This is a genomic window from Hydrocarboniphaga sp. (genome assembly GCF_028291725.1).
In the GTDB taxonomy this organism is placed as follows: domain Bacteria; phylum Pseudomonadota; class Gammaproteobacteria; order Nevskiales; family Nevskiaceae; genus Hydrocarboniphaga.
On sequence record NZ_JAQGNT010000022.1, the window covers coordinates 113,017 to 126,972 of the forward strand.

The window sequence follows — 13,956 nt, forward strand, 5'->3', positions numbered from 1 at the left end:
GGTTGCGCGGTTTGTCGTTGAGTTTGTCGCAATGACGACCCGCGATAATTATCGCGCGTCTGTCGCGGGCGGGCGATAAGCAGGCCGGCGGAGCGGTCGTCTTTCACCGCGTATTTCATGGGGCATACACGCTGATGGTATCGCGCTGCGGATCAGGGACGTCCGCGCGCCAGCGTACCGATCCGAACGGCCGTTCGAGGCGCCTGCGCACGCGGGAGGCCGAATCCGCCGTGTTGAAGGCGCTGGCCTGCGCCTGCAACTCACGATCGGAATGCGTGAAGCGCTCCCGCTGCCGCAGATAGTCGCCCCAGGTCGCGCAGTAATAGCGCTCGGTCCACAGCGCGGGGTTTGCGATGTCGCGCGACAGCGACCAGTCGTAGGCGCCGTTGCGCAGGCGTGCATGCTGCAGCTTGAGCATGGCCGCGTAGAACTGGCGCGCCTGTTCCGGATCCACCGAGTAGTCGATCTCGATCACGATCGGCCCGCTGCGGGCAGTGAGTTGCAGTGCCACCTCCGGCTCGTTACCCATTTCGACCGTCTCCAGTCCGGACAGCGATACCCGCGGCATCGGCAGGACCAGGCCCAGCAAAGACGTCAGCAGCAGTGCGACGCCGGACGCGATCATCGCGACGTCGACGCCCCAGCCGGCCGTGACCTGGCCCCACAGCCAGGCACCCAGGGCAATGCCGCCCGTCAGGGCCGATGAGTGCAGCGAAATGGCGCGCGCCGCAACCCAGCGCGGCGCGGACAATTGGACTCCGATGGAGAACAGCGATACCAGCAGCATGGACACCGCGCCGGAAATCAGCAGCAGCCCGGCCGTGAAGATCAAGTGGGTACTGAAACCGAGCAGCACGACCGCCGGGGCACCCACCAGGGCGCACAGGCTGACGGCGCGTTCGGCGCTGAAGCGCTCGCGAACCTCACTGACCGCAAGGGCGCCGATCACCGCTCCGATGCCGGTAGCGCCCAGCAGCAGGCCGAAAGTGGCGGCATTGCCGTGCAACAGATCGCGCGCGATCAGGGGGGTCAGCGCAGCCGTCGACGCACTGCAGATGCCGAACAGGAAGGCGCGGATCAGAACGATACGGATGGGCGGCGAATGCAGCGCATAGCGTGCCCCCGAGACGATGGCGCGATCGAGCCGTTCGGGTGGCAGCCGGTTCACCGGCTGCGCCCGCTTCCAGAAGAAGAACGTGATCAGCAGCGGCAGATAGAACACCGCGTTGATCGCGAATGCGCCCTGGGCGCCGACGGCCAGTACCACCGCGCCGCCGATCGCGGGGCCGAAGCTGCGGGCGAGGTTGTAGCTCACCGCCCCGAGAGCGACGGCCGCCGGCAGGTGTTCGGCTGGCACCTGCTCGATGATCGAGGCCTGCCAGGCCGGTGCATACAGCGCCACGCCGGCGCCGATCAGGCTGCAGAAGATCAGCAATATCCACGGCGTGGTCAGCCCCAGCATCGCGACCGTGGCGAGCACGGCGGCCGCCAGGCTGGCGAAGCCCAGGCCGGTCATGGCGGTTCTGCGCCGATCGAACATGTCGGCGATCGCCCCTGCGGGCACTGCCACCAGCATCATCGGCAGCATCAATGCCGACTGCACCAGGGCCACCATGCCGGGCGAAGGTGTCAGCCGCGTCATCTCCCAGGCGGCGCCGACACCCAGGACCAGCTGGCCGAAATTCGACAGCAGGCTCGCCGACCAGATGTTGCGGAACGTCCGATCGCGCAGTGGCGCGAACGCGTTCCAGGTTTCGCCGGACGGCTTGCTGTTTGTAGGGGTCATCTTGTAGGGGTCATCGAAAACCTTATCTAGGGCGCTGACCGATGGTCAGAGAGCAGAGTATCGCGGTGCGCGTCCGGCCAGTTTGCCGGCAAAACTGAAAATGGCGTCGCCGAACAGGATCGGCGAGGCCTTTTCAAGCTTGATAGGCTGAGGTATTAGTGTACACAGCACTGCTGTTCACAAAGCCGCTCAAGGCCAGCATGCGCCTCGCGCAATGGCGTCTCGAGATCATAACAAGTAGAGGGGAAATGCATGAGCCGTCCAAGCGCCGCCACTATTACCCTGCTGCCGGCAAAGCAGTACCGCGTCGTGCAGTGGGCCACCGGCAATGTCGGCACCCGTTCGCTGCGAGCGGTAATCGAGCATCCCAGCCTTTCGCTGGTCGGGCTCTATGTGTACTCCGACGCCAAGCTCGGCCGCGATGCGGGCGAGATCTGCGGCCTGCCGCCGATCGGAGTCAAGGCCACGCGCAGTATCGACGACATCCTCACGCTCAAGGCCGACTGCGTGGTGTATATGCCGCAATACGTCAACGTCGACGATCTGTGCCGCTTGCTCGAATCCGGAAGCAATGTCGTGACCTCGCGTCCCGAATTCAGCCTGGCTTCCGCGGTGAATCCGGCGGCGCGCGAGCGCATCGAAGCCGCCTGCCGTCGCGGCGGAACCTCGATCCATAGCACCGGCAGCAGCCCAGGCTTCATCACCGAGCTGGTGCCGCTGACGCTGCTCTCGATCCAGCGCCGGCTCGATGGCCTGCACATCAACGAGTACGCCGACTGCAGTTCGCGCGACTCGCCGGAGATGTTGTTCGACATCATGGGATTCGGGCAGGCACCGAACCCGCAGGCCGAAGCGGGCCGCGTGAATCATCTGCGCAAGGAATTCGGGCCCGCGCTGCAGGTGGTGGCCGAAGCGGTGGGCCTGTCGTTCGACAGCATCGAGGCCAGCGGCAAGGTGGCGTTCGCGCGCAACACCATTGAGATCGCCGCAGGTGTGGTCAAGGCCGGCACTGTCGCTGCGCTGCGGACCACGGTCTCCGGCATGCGCAAGGGCAAGCCGCTGATGACTTTCACCGCCAACTGGTTCGTCAGTTACGACATCGACGCGAACTGGAAGCTGCGCGGCGACGGCTGGCAGGTGGAAGTCGAAGGTGACTGTCCGCTGGACATGCACCTGCATTTCACGGTCCCGGCCGAGCGCAAGGCCGCGACGACGCCAGGCTACACGGCGCACCCGGTGGTCAACTCGATACCTTGTGTCTGCGCCGCGGCGCCCGGTATCCGATCTTCGGCGGACCTGCCGCGTATCATCCCCGATCTAAGCGGGCAGGCGTAGCGACCACCGCCCGCCGCTACGGCTGGGACGCGGTCGCGGCGGGCTGCCGATACCCGGACGCATCGTTCACATCCGGCGCGGCTTGAACCGCGGCCGCCATCCTGGCGATCGACGCTCGCCCCAGCAGCATGAACAGCGAGGCGCCGATCAGCACGCTCACTCCGCAAAACAGGATGAATGGCGTGAAGCTGTCGCTCAGCTTGAGCGAAAGACTCAGCAAGGCCGAGCCCAGGCCCGAGGCAATACCGAGCCCCGCCACGGTGAGGCCGAGCACACTGCTGTAGACCTGCACGCCGAAGTAGCGCATGACCAGAAAGCCCATGATGTCGCCTTCCGCGCCCATCGAAAGCCCCATCAGCATGACGCCTGCCGCCAGCACCGGCGTTGAATCGAAGCCCGATGCGATCATGAACAGACCGATGCTCGGCAGGCCCATGCTGATGGCCGCCACCGCGTGTGCCGGCAAGCGATCCAGCGCCAGGCCGCAGGCGAAACGGCCGACGATCACGCCGATGGCATAGCTGGAAATCATCAGTGCCGCAGCAGAGGAGCTGGCGCCGTTGTCGAGCAGCATCAGCTTCATCTGCTGGTTGTGCAGCGCGAGCGTCGGGCTGCACAGGAAGATGCCGCCGAACAGGATCCAGAACGCCGGCTGGCGAATGATCAGCGCATAGTCCCGCGCGGCCGGCCGTTGCGCCGAGGCCCGCTTTGCGTCGGCCTTCGGCAGGTTCGGAACCAGCATCAGCGCGATCACGCCGGTGGTAGTCGAGAACAGGGCCAGCGCCTGGTAGCCGGCGCGCCAGCCGTGCGCTTCGATAAAACTGTTGAGCAGCGGGCTGCCGATGGCGCCGACCAGCGCCGGGCCGCAGCTGACAATGGCGAGCGCGATGCCGCGGGTGAGGTCGAAGCGCTCGGCCACCAGCCGGCTGTAGACGGTTGCCGATGTCGCCGTGCCGAACACGATCTGCAAGCCGTAGATGACGACGAAGCCGCCGATGCCGCCGTGATAGGCGCTGAACGCCAGAAACGACAGCGGCATGGCAATGACGCCGACGGTGGCCATGCGGCGCACGCCGAACCGGTCCGTCAGCCGGCCAATGACCGGCATGCAGAACAGCGTCAGCATGGTCATCGAGCCCACCAGAGCGAACTCTGATTTGGACCAGCCGAAATCGGCCAGCAGATACGGCGCAAAGATGCTGGTGATGTACAGGTTCAGCGACAGTCCGGAACCCAGCCCGACCGCCGCTGCCAGCAAAGGCCGCCAATGGGCGCGCAACTCGCCTAGATAAGTCATTCGCCAGTTCTCTCTCGCACGGTGTGCGTCTGTAGCAGTCGATGAAGCCCTGCGGCTGCGGCTTATGTGCTGGCGAACAACGCCTTCACTGCGGGCCGGTCCACCTTGAATGACGGCGTGCGCGGCAAGGTCTCCACGAAGCGCCACTGCACCGGAATGTGCGTAGACGGCAGGTGATCGCGCAGGTGCGCTTCCAGGTCCGCGGTGCCGGGCGCATCGACGCCGGGCTTGAGCTGGACGGCCACCGCAGGCACCTGCCCCAGCCGATGGTCCGGAATGCCCGTCGCAGCCGCAGCCGAAACGGCCGGATGCAGCAGCAGCGCACGCTCGATGGTCTCGGGCAGCAGCTTGAAGCCACCGCGCATGATCGCGCCGTCGGCGCGGCCGCGATGGAACAGGAAGCCGTCCTCGTCGATCAGCGCGATGTCCGAGGTGCGTATCCACGCAGGCCCGATACGCGGCGACACCGCTTCGAGTATGCCTTCGTGGTTCTGCGGCAACACTGCGCCGGTGTCGGCATCGATCACGCGCAGCGCCGCGCCCGGCATCGCGCGGCCAACGCTGCCGAACTTGTTCTGGCCCCATTCCGCGTGCAGCTCCGCGGTCATTGCCGCCACCGGGCCGCCGAACTCGGTGGCGCCATAAGACAGCAGGATCGGGATGCCATAGCGCTCTTCGAAAGCGCGGTGCACGACCGGGTCCAGCGGCGCCGCGCCGGTGCCCATGTAGCGAATGCTGGCCAGGTCCTCGTTGGGAATGTTCGCGTCCAGCACCATCTGCACGCCGGCCGGTGGCAGGCCCGTCATGGTCGGGCGGAAGCGCTTCACATAGTCGTGCCAGCCGGCCACGCTGAAGCGGTCCAGCAGAATGCCGCGCTGGCCCTTCACCATCGGCGGTAGAGTCGAGTAAACACCGGTGATGTTGCCCAGCGGGAAACACAGCAAGGCGGGCGTTTCCTGCGACAAGTCTTTCATCTCGCCGATGTGATGCTTCGCGATCAGCTCGTAACTCACCGTGAACTGCTTGGGCGGGCCGGTGGTGCCGCTGGTGAGGATTTCGATGCGCGGATAGCCAGAGGCTTCGTCGTCGTGTTTGCGCCGCGACTGCTCCAGTCCGGGGACTGCCGCCGCGTCCATCTCGCTGAGTGCTATGCCGGCGATGCCGTTGGCGCGCAGCACCGCCTGCACTTCCTCCGGGAAATCCTCGGCCGCGGCCACCACCACGCTGGGCATGAGCTTGTCGATGTCGCGCGCGATCGCGGCCGGCGACTGGAAGGCGTAGATCATGCGCAGGTAGCTGCCGCGGGCCAGCAGGCCCAGCAGCGCCGCGACGGCCGAGGGTCGATTGCGTGGCACGAAGGCAATAGGAGCGCCTGCAGCAGCGCCGCTGGCCTCAATCAGCGCCGCTAGACGCTCGGCCACGCGGCGCATATCGCCCCAGCCGATCCAACGCTTCTGGAATTCGATGGCCTGCTGCGCGGCAGGGCGGGCGAGAGCCCGTGCTGTGAATTCCTGGAGCCCGCCGTCTGCGCGGGCCTGCGTATCCGTCGACATCCTCTCTCCTTGTGTGTCGCCCGCGGTCCGGGTCGCGGTCCTGTCGACTCTGCTGTCTTAGCCAGCCGGTTCCCGCAATGTGGCCGCTTTGTTCGAGGCGGCAGACTCATCCGGGCCGGGCTCGCCCAGCGCGGTCCCGACAATCGATGGAATCCCCAGCAGCATGAACATCGCGCCGCCCACGAGCACGGCGATCGCGGTCATGAAGACGTAGAGCGTGTAGTTGTCGGCGAGCTTGAGCGTGTAGCTCAATAGCACCGAGCCCAGGGCCGACGCGATGCCCAGCGACGTGAACACCAGGCCGAGCACGCTGCTGTAGATCCGCAGGCCGAAGAAACGCACGACCAGAAAGCCGGCGAGATCGCCTTCGGCGCCCAGCGACAGCCCCATCAGTAAAGTGGACACCGCCAGCGCGGGTGTCGTGTCGATGCTGGATGCGAGCAGCAGCAGGCCCAGCCCTGGCAGTCCCATACTGACGGTGGCGACGATGTGCGCGGGCATGCGATCGAGTGCGAGGCCACAGGCGAATCGGCCGACGATCACGCCCGCGGCGAACATCGAGATCAGCAGGGACGCGGTCGCGGAGGACGCGCCGTTGTCGAGCAGTACCAGCTTCAGCTGCACGCCGGTGAGCGGATGCGAAAAGTTGCACAGCAGAAAGCCGAGCATGATCACCCAGAAGGCCGGGCTCTTTGCGATCAAGACATAGTCCTGCGACGCCGGGCGGCGTGCCCTGACGGCGCGGGCATCGGGGGTTTTGCGCCTCGGGATCAGGATCAGCGCCAGCGCGCCGAACACCGCGGAGAAAACCGCCATCGCCTGGTAGCCGGCTTTCCAGCCGTGCGCGTCGATGAAGGCGGTCAGCAGCGGCACGCCGATCCCGCCGACGAGCGGCGGCCCGCAGGTGACGATGGCCAGGGCCAGCCCGCGAGTGCGCTCGAAGGCCTCGGCGACCACCCGGCTATAGACCGCAGCTGTCGTCGATGCGCCCAGCAGAACCTGCGCGATGGCGATCGCCAGGAACACGCGGATGTCGCCGGTCATCGCGCTCAGCGCCAGAAAGCTCAGTGGCAGGCTGACGACGCCGATCATGGCGACGCGGCGGGCACCGAACAGGTCGGTCAGGCGCCCGACCAATGGCAGGCAGAACATCAGCATCACCGGGGTGATGCCGATCAGCGCGAACTGCGATTTGGACCAGCCGAAGGTTTGCAGCAGATGCGGCGCGAAAACGGCGGCGGAGTAGCCGAAGATCGACAACCCCGATCCCAGCCCTATGGACACCGCCAACAGCGCGCGCCAGTTGCTGCGCAGTTCCCCAAGGTACGTCGTCACCTCTATGCAGCCGCGACTTCCGCAGCCGCAACCGCCTTGCGCATGTGCCTGCGCCCGGTCAGCAGCATCAGCGCGGCCAGCGGAAAGCAGATCGCGATCATCACGGCCATGCCGTAGCCGATGGCGGCTTCGCTGTGAAACACATGATCCGAGATCACGCCCATCAACAGTGGCCCCAGGCTCACGCCCACGAGTCCGGCAGTCGCGGAGTAGAACGACACGCCCGCACCACGCAACGCGTTGGGCGTGACCAGGTTGAGGGCAGCGTTGGAGCAGGCGCTGATCGAGCTGGTCGTCAGCTGGAACACCAGGAGGAACGCGATGAACACCGTCGGCGACTTCGAGGTGAGCGCGATGATGCCGGCGGGCGCTGCGATGATCAGACAACTGCCGTACCAGAGGAACTGCGCGTCGCGCTGACCGCGACGGACCATCGCGTCGATGGCGCGGCCGCTGATGAGCGGGCCAAGAATGCCGCTGGTGCCGATGACCAGGCCCAGCACCAGGCCGATCTTGCCGTAGTGCCAGCCGAAGCTGCGGCCCATGAATGCGGCGAGCCAGCTTCCGGTTCCGGTGATGACGGCCGACACGAGGCCGAAGCCGACGTAATGGCTCAAGAAGAATCCCGGCTGCGTGCGGATGAACTTGATCAGGTCGCGATAGGCCGCAGCGACGAAGGCCCAGCTGTTGGTGACGGCGCGCTGGCCGCGGCGAAAGGGTTCGGGCACGGTGAACATCAGCAGCGACATGGCGGCGCCGGGAATGCCGACGATGAAGAACACGGCCTGCCAGGAACGCATTTCGCCCAGCAGAGGCAGTGTCACGGTGCTGTGTTGCGACACCGCCTCGATGATCAGACCGCCGAACAGGTAGGCGCAGCCGGAGCCGATGGTGGAACCGAGCGCGTAGACCGCGATGGCCGTTGTCAGCCGGTCGCGCGGGAACAGGTCGGTGAGCATCGACGTGGCCGCCGGCGCCAGCGCGGCTTCACCGGCGCCGACACCTACGCGCGCAGTGAGCAGGTGCAGGAAATTCTGCGCCGTGCCGCAGAGCGCGGTCGAAATCGACCATATCGAGACGCCGGTGAATATCACCCAGCGGCGGCTGAAGCGGTCGGCTACGGCGCCTGCAACCAGGCCGAACAGGCAGAAGGTCACGGCAAAGGCTGCACCGTTCAGAAGCCCGAACTGTGTGTCGGAGAGGCCGAGGTCGGCCTTGATGGGCCCGACCAGCAGCGAAATGATGAAGCGGTCGAGCACCGACAGCCAGTACATCACGGCCAGCACGAGCGTCGCGTACCACGCGACGGCTCTCGGAGGATAGGCAAGCTGGGTAGACGCGCTGACGGCTGGAGCGCTGGCTTCAAACATGGGGGAGGCGACTTCCGTGTTGCACTGCGGGGCCAGGGGAGCCTACTCGCGCTGCATCGCAACAATCAACAACGGCGTTGGATAGCGACGAACAGTCGATATCCCAGAATTGCATGGTCACGAACGCGTGGCCGGATTGCTACATTTTGGGTCGGCCTGCGTCCAGGTATCGACTCTCATCCTGCAGAATCGCTACGCGGATGCCGCCATTGCCATGCCGGAAGGCCGTCGCTTACAATTAAGTCAACAACGCTGTCTATAATAAATGCCGTTAGTGAAGTCTCCTGCTTGAGTTGCAGAGTCCTGCAGAGTTGAAAACTTCCTCTGCGGCTCGACGCTCGCAATGACTTACGGAGGAGCTTTACTTGACTACGGACCGGCAGCCCACCCCGCTGATTGTTCCCCAGAAGCCATCTGAGTGGGACGAGGCCGCAATGGATGCGCTGGCCGCCTTTCCGACCAGTCTCAATTTCGTTATGAAGGGATGGAGTTCGGGCGACCGTGCGGTGCGCGGCATGAATGTGCTGGGCACGTTCGCTCATTACCCTGCGCTGGCCAAAGCGTTCATGACATTCAACGCCCATGTCGCTGGCGCCAGCTCGCTGTTGTATCGCGACCGCGAGATCGTGATCCTGCGGTTGAGCTGGGTGATGCACTCGGAGTACGAGCTGGTCCAGCACATGATCCTGGGAAAGCGCGCCGGCCTCAGCGACGAGGAGATCGGGCGGCTGCAGCAGGGCCCCGATGCGCCGGGCTGGTCGGCCGAGGATGCGGATCTGGTGCGCGCCGTGGATCAATTGCACGAGCTGTCACGGATCACGCCGGCCACTTGGGAGCGGCTGGCGCAGCGCTACAATCAATCCCAGATGCTCGATCTGATTTTCCTGGTCGGTTGCTACGCCGCGCTGGCCCTGGCCATCAACAGCCTGGAAACCCCGATCGAAAGTGGGGCGCCACCGCTCGGTGAGGCCACACGCCAGCGCTTGCTCGCTTCGATCGCCACGCCCTTGTCTTGAGCTTGCGCAGAAAGGCCTTGGCGTGATCGGGCTGAGTTGCCCCGAACCGACAGTACCCAGCTCGCGAGGGTCCATCCATGTCTCGCTATTTATTCGTGGTCCACAGCAACGCGGCGGAAGGCCGCGAGCAGGATTATCTCGACTTCATTGGCCGGCACGTCGATGACATCCTCGCACTCCCCGGCGTGATCTGGGGGCGTCGCGGCAAAGTGGCAGTTGCACAGGCTCGTCCGGCGCCGCATGCGCACCAGTACATCACCGTGTTCGAAGTCGAAACCGACGATCTGCAAGGCTTCATCGACGAGATGAATTCGCGCGTGATGTCAGGCCACATACCGCGCAGCACCTCGGTGGCGGGGGCGTCGCCGGTGTTCTGGGAAGTGCTGCAGATGGACCCCGCCAGCGCTGCTCAAGCGCGGGCTTGAGACCCAACAGCGCCGCGAACCGACGAACTGCGCATGCCACGCTATTCTTTTGTCGTCCATACCAACCCGGTGGAGGGGCGTGAAGATGAATACAATGCATGGTATTCAGGCCCTCATCTCACCGATCTGCTCAACTGCCCTGGCGTCTCGGCGCGGCGTTTCCGCTTGGCGGGTGCGCAAATACGCGACGAGGCGCAGCCGTACCACTATCTGGCCATCTATGAAGTCGAAACCGACGACCCACAACGCTTTGTCAGCGAACTGCTCGCCCGTGCGGGCACCGCGCTGCTGCCCTCGAGTGCAACACTGGCGCCCGGCAAGCTTGCCGTTCTTTGGGAGGCCATGACGTGAGTGATATCAAGCCCGCCGCTCCGGCTCCTGCCGCGCCGCTGCCCTGGCCGACCGAGGATTTCTCCGTGCACGGTCCCGTTGAAGCCCGCGCCGTTGGCAAGATTCAGCATTACGTCGGTCGCGTGATGCAGCGCAACTGGACGTCGATTCCGCACGTCACACATAACGACGAGGCGGACGTCACCGGCTTCGAAACGCGCCGCAAGGAATGGAATGCCGCGCATCCCGATCAGAAGCGCAGCTTGCTGCCGGCCATGATCAAGGTTGCGGTTGCCTGCCTGCAACGCTTTCCGGTGTTCAATAGCTCGCTGAGCGCCGATGGCGCCACGATCTTCTCGAAGAAGTATTACCACATCGGCATCGCCGTCGACGTTCCCACCGGCCTGCTGGTGCCGGTGATCAAGAACGCCGATCAGAAGAGTCTCGGCGAGATCGCGGAAGAGGTCGCGCGAACCGCCGAGAAGGCCCGCACCAAGGGCCTGTCGATTGCCGAAATGTCGGGAGGCTGCTTCTCGCTGTCTTCGCTTGGTCATATCGGCGGCACCAGCTTCTCGCCGATCATCAATGCGCCGGAAGTGGCGATCCTCGGCATCACGCGCACGCAGGATCGATTCGTGCCGGACGCCGAGGGCCGCCCGGTAATCCGGCAGCTGCTGCCGCTGTCACTGAGCTACGACCACCGCGTGATCAACGGTGCGGATGCGGCGCGATTCACGCGCGCGTTCGCCGAGACGCTTGAGGCTTTCGAGTTCAGTTGAAGCAGGCCGGGCGCTCCGTCGTGCGCCCGGGATAGTGGAAGCCAAGTGGCCTTATCTTCTGCCTGTTGAATCGGTCCGCAGCAGGAAACTGCTTTGCCCCGGCTATTGAACTACACTGTTGACTGAGGAGTTCGCGACCGTTCTCGAACAGCAGTTCCGTTCACGAGATCGGCGCGTCTCGTGGCCAACCGGGCTGGCAACGCCCATCCGGTTCGTATCGACCAGAACAATTCAGGACAACAGCATGCAATCAAATTCGGCAAACAGCCTGGGCATCGAGCCCGCGACCCTGGTCAACATTTATCGCCAGATGGCGCGCATCCGGGCGGTGGACAAGGGCATACAGGCGGGCCTGTCGGCTGGCAAGTTCCTGTTTTCCTATTGGCCGGCCACGGGTCAGGAGGTGATTCCGGCCACGGTCTCGCAGCTGACCAGCACGCGCGACTACATGGTGACCACCTATCGCGGCATCCACGACCAGGTCGCCAAGGGACTGGATCTCGAAGGCTTGTTCGCCGAGGCCCTGGGCCGGTCCACCGGCGTCAACAAAGGCAAGGGTGGTGCGCCGCACATCTCCGATCCGGCGTCGGGTTCGATGCTGACGACGGCGATCGTCGGCGCGGGCGCGCCGATCGCCAACGGCCTTGCCTTCGCTGCCAAGTCGCGCGGTGAAGACCGCGTGACGATCGTCAATTTCGGTGATGGTGCAACCAGCATCGGCGCCGTGCACGAGGCGATGAACTTCGCCGGCTCCTGGAAGCTGCCGATCATCTTCCTGTGCCAGAACAATCAGTACGGCGAGTACACCAAGCTTGCGGATTACACCGCCAGCAAGGACTTCGCGTCCCGCGCCGCCGGTTACGGCTTCAAGGGCGTCAAGCTCGACGGCAATGATCCGGTCGCTTTCTACCAGGGCATGAAGACCGTGGTCGAGGAGATTCGCGCCGGCCAGGGGCCGATCTTCGTCGAGGCCACGAGCTATCGCCTCGGCCCGCATGCCGGTGTCGGCGACAATCACAATGCGGCGCCCGAAGAACTGAAGGCGGGCAAGGAAGCCTGGCCGGTGCCGCGCACCCGCGCGCTGCTGCTCAAGTCCGGGATCTGCACCGAAGCGCAGCTCGTCGAGATCGAAGAGGCGGCGCGCATCGAGGTCGAGACGGCAATGGACAAGGCGCTGGCCGCGCCGGTCACGCCGGCGTCGGAAACGCTGATCGACGTCTACGCCGACGTCAGCAATGTCCCGGTTCGCGGCCAGTATCCGCGGCGCGAGGCCGAGGTGGAGCCGACCGGCGAGCGCAAGAATATGCTCATGCTCGAAGCGGTCATTCAGGCACAGGCCGCCGCCATGGAGCTGGACAAGGGCGTATTCGCGTTCGGTGAGGACGTCGGCAAACCCGGTGGCGTGTTCGGCACGTCCAAGGGATTGCAGGCAAAGTTCGGCAAGGATCGTGTGCTGGATACCCCGATCGCCGAGCAGGCCATCATCGGCTGCGGCGTCGGTGCGGCCCTGGTCGGTATGCGCCCGATTGCGGAAATCATGTTCAACGACTTTGCCGGCGTCTGCATGGACCCGATCTTCAACCACGCGGCCAAGCAGCGCTTCATGTCCGGTGGCGCGACCCATGTGCCGATGGTGATCCGCATGATGGTCGGTGGCGGCATCGGCGGCTTCGGCGCCCAGCATTCGCAGTCTCTGGAAGCCTGGTTCGCGCATGTCCCGGGCCTGAAGGTCGTCATGCCGAGCACGCCGTTCGATGCCAAGGGCCTGTTGCTGAGCAGCATCTTCGACGAGGACCCGGTCATCCACCTCGAGTCGATCAAGTTGCTGCGCGGCATCAAGGGCGAAGTGCCGGTCGAGGATTACCGCATTCCGCTGGGCGTGGCAAAGATCCGTCGCGAAGGTGCCGACATCACGCTGGTGTCCTACGGCTGGGAAGTGCACGAATGCGTCAAGGCCGCCGACGAGCTGCAGAAGGAAGGCGTGAGCTGCGAGGTCATCGATCTTCGTACGCTGGTGCCGATCGACTACGCCCGCGTGCTCGATTCGGTGAAGAAGACGCGTCGCGCGCTGGTTGTCCATGCGGCGACCGAGTTCGGCGGTTTCGGCGCGGAAATCGCCAGTACGATCGGCGAAGATCAGTTCTCCAAGCTGAAAGCGCCGGTGGGCCGGCTCGGCGCCGCGTTTGCCCCGATCGGCTATTCGCGCGATATCGAGATGAACCAGATTCCGAGCGCACCGTCGATCGCCGCGCGTGTGCGTGAAATCCTTTCCTTCAAGTAATCATTAACGAGAAGCCACCAGATGCCGACTTCACTGACGATTCCCAAACTCGAAATGTCCATGACCGAGGGCACGCTGACCGAATGGCTGGTAGCGGACGGCGCCCAGGTCAAGGAAGGCGAGCCCATCTATTCGCTGGAAACGGGTAAGTCGGTCCAGGAGATCGCAGCACCCGCTTCAGGAAAACTGGTTCAGAAAGTGCCGGCCGGCGACGTCCTCGATGTCGGAACCGTGATCGGCGAGATCGCCTGACGCAAGTTGAAGGCGCCAGCCCCATCGCCAAGCACATCGTGGTGATGGGCTTCACGTACGGCGGGTCATGACCCCAATGGCACTACCTTAGGAAGAAAATCCCCTCTCCCGCTTGCGGGAGAGGGTGGCGCGGAGCGCCGGGTGAGGGGCTTCTTCCCGCCGAACAGCCCCTCATCCGCCCCTTCGGGGCAGCATCG

The 13,956-nt window shown here is 64.8% G+C and carries 12 protein-coding genes; 7 read left to right on the forward strand and 5 right to left on the reverse strand.

The window, feature by feature from the left end; translation table 11 throughout:
• Positions 1–115 precede the first annotated feature (115 nt).
• Positions 116–1,786 (reverse strand): MFS transporter, encoded by a 1,671-nt coding sequence (locus JWQ90_RS05880; protein ID WP_299690674.1) that lies wholly within the window; start codon positions 1,784–1,786, stop codon positions 116–118.
• Positions 1,787–2,038: 252 nt separating this feature from the next.
• On the opposite strand from JWQ90_RS05880, the gene JWQ90_RS05885 reads away from it, so the two are divergent.
• Positions 2,039–3,121, forward strand: coding sequence for a hypothetical protein (locus JWQ90_RS05885; protein ID WP_299690677.1), 1,083 nt, complete (start codon positions 2,039–2,041; stop codon positions 3,119–3,121).
• Between the two features lie 16 nt (positions 3,122–3,137).
• Here the strand turns inward: JWQ90_RS05885 and JWQ90_RS05890 are convergent, their stop codons facing one another.
• The 4 genes from JWQ90_RS05890 to JWQ90_RS05905 form a co-directional block, all read right to left on the reverse strand.
• Positions 3,138–4,418, reverse strand: coding sequence for an MFS transporter (locus JWQ90_RS05890; protein WP_299690680.1), 1,281 nt, complete (start codon positions 4,416–4,418; stop codon positions 3,138–3,140).
• A gap of 62 nt (positions 4,419–4,480) precedes the next feature.
• Complete coding sequence (locus tag JWQ90_RS05895; protein WP_299690682.1) at positions 4,481–5,971, reverse strand: class I adenylate-forming enzyme family protein; 1,491 nt, start codon at positions 5,969–5,971, stop codon at positions 4,481–4,483.
• A 57-nt stretch (positions 5,972–6,028) separates the two neighbouring features.
• The gene (locus tag JWQ90_RS05900; protein ID WP_299690685.1) at positions 6,029–7,306 is read right to left on the reverse strand and encodes an MFS transporter; all 1,278 of its coding nucleotides are present in this window, start codon (positions 7,304–7,306) and stop codon (positions 6,029–6,031) included.
• Positions 7,307–7,308: 2 nt separating this feature from the next.
• Positions 7,309–8,676, reverse strand: a complete 1,368-nt coding sequence (locus JWQ90_RS05905; protein ID WP_299690688.1) for an MFS transporter — start codon at positions 8,674–8,676, stop codon at positions 7,309–7,311.
• A gap of 434 nt (positions 8,677–9,110) precedes the next feature.
• Here JWQ90_RS05905 and JWQ90_RS05910 point away from each other — a divergent pair, with 434 nt between their 5' ends.
• The 6 genes from JWQ90_RS05910 (at position 9,111) to JWQ90_RS05935 (ending at position 13,759) form a co-directional block, all read left to right on the forward strand.
• Positions 9,111–9,692 carry a carboxymuconolactone decarboxylase family protein gene (locus JWQ90_RS05910; protein ID WP_299690691.1) on the forward strand — a complete coding sequence of 194 codons (582 nt, stop codon included), beginning with the start codon at positions 9,111–9,113 and terminating at the stop codon, positions 9,690–9,692.
• A gap of 77 nt (positions 9,693–9,769) precedes the next feature.
• Positions 9,770–10,117 (forward strand): hypothetical protein, encoded by a 348-nt coding sequence (locus JWQ90_RS05915; RefSeq protein WP_299690694.1) that lies wholly within the window; start codon positions 9,770–9,772, stop codon positions 10,115–10,117.
• Between the two features lie 33 nt (positions 10,118–10,150).
• A complete protein-coding gene (locus tag JWQ90_RS05920; protein ID WP_299690697.1) occupies positions 10,151–10,468 on the forward strand; it encodes a hypothetical protein in 318 nt (105 codons plus the stop codon).
• The gene (locus JWQ90_RS05925) at positions 10,465–11,226 is read left to right on the forward strand and encodes a 2-oxo acid dehydrogenase subunit E2 (protein WP_299690700.1); all 762 of its coding nucleotides are present in this window, start codon (positions 10,465–10,467) and stop codon (positions 11,224–11,226) included. Before JWQ90_RS05920 ends, JWQ90_RS05925 begins: the two co-directional genes overlap by 4 nt.
• Before the next feature lie 244 nt (positions 11,227–11,470).
• Positions 11,471–13,507, forward strand: a complete 2,037-nt coding sequence (locus tag JWQ90_RS05930; RefSeq protein WP_299690703.1) for a dehydrogenase E1 component subunit alpha/beta — start codon at positions 11,471–11,473, stop codon at positions 13,505–13,507.
• Between the two features lie 21 nt (positions 13,508–13,528).
• Entirely contained in the window at positions 13,529–13,759 is a 231-nt protein-coding gene (locus JWQ90_RS05935; protein WP_299690706.1) for a lipoyl domain-containing protein, read from the forward strand.
• The last annotated feature ends 197 nt before the right edge of the window (positions 13,760–13,956 follow it).

Coding starts and splice junctions, on each gene's coding strand:
- JWQ90_RS05880 (WP_299690674.1), bottom strand. CDS start 1,786: ATGACCCCTACAAACAGCAAGCCGTCCGGCGAAACCTGGAACGCGTTC.
- JWQ90_RS05885 (WP_299690677.1), top strand. CDS start 2,039: ATGAGCCGTCCAAGCGCCGCCACTATTACCCTGCTGCCGGCAAAGCAG.
- JWQ90_RS05890 (WP_299690680.1), bottom strand. CDS start 4,418: ATGACTTATCTAGGCGAGTTGCGCGCCCATTGGCGGCCTTTGCTGGCA.
- JWQ90_RS05895 (WP_299690682.1), bottom strand. CDS start 5,971: ATGTCGACGGATACGCAGGCCCGCGCAGACGGCGGGCTCCAGGAATTC.
- JWQ90_RS05905 (WP_299690688.1), bottom strand. CDS start 8,676: ATGTTTGAAGCCAGCGCTCCAGCCGTCAGCGCGTCTACCCAGCTTGCC.
- JWQ90_RS05910 (WP_299690691.1), top strand. CDS start 9,111: ATGGATGCGCTGGCCGCCTTTCCGACCAGTCTCAATTTCGTTATGAAG.
- JWQ90_RS05915 (WP_299690694.1), top strand. CDS start 9,770: ATGTCTCGCTATTTATTCGTGGTCCACAGCAACGCGGCGGAAGGCCGC.
- JWQ90_RS05920 (WP_299690697.1), top strand. CDS start 10,151: ATGCCACGCTATTCTTTTGTCGTCCATACCAACCCGGTGGAGGGGCGT.
- JWQ90_RS05930 (WP_299690703.1), top strand. CDS start 11,471: ATGCAATCAAATTCGGCAAACAGCCTGGGCATCGAGCCCGCGACCCTG.
- JWQ90_RS05935 (WP_299690706.1), top strand. CDS start 13,529: ATGCCGACTTCACTGACGATTCCCAAACTCGAAATGTCCATGACCGAG.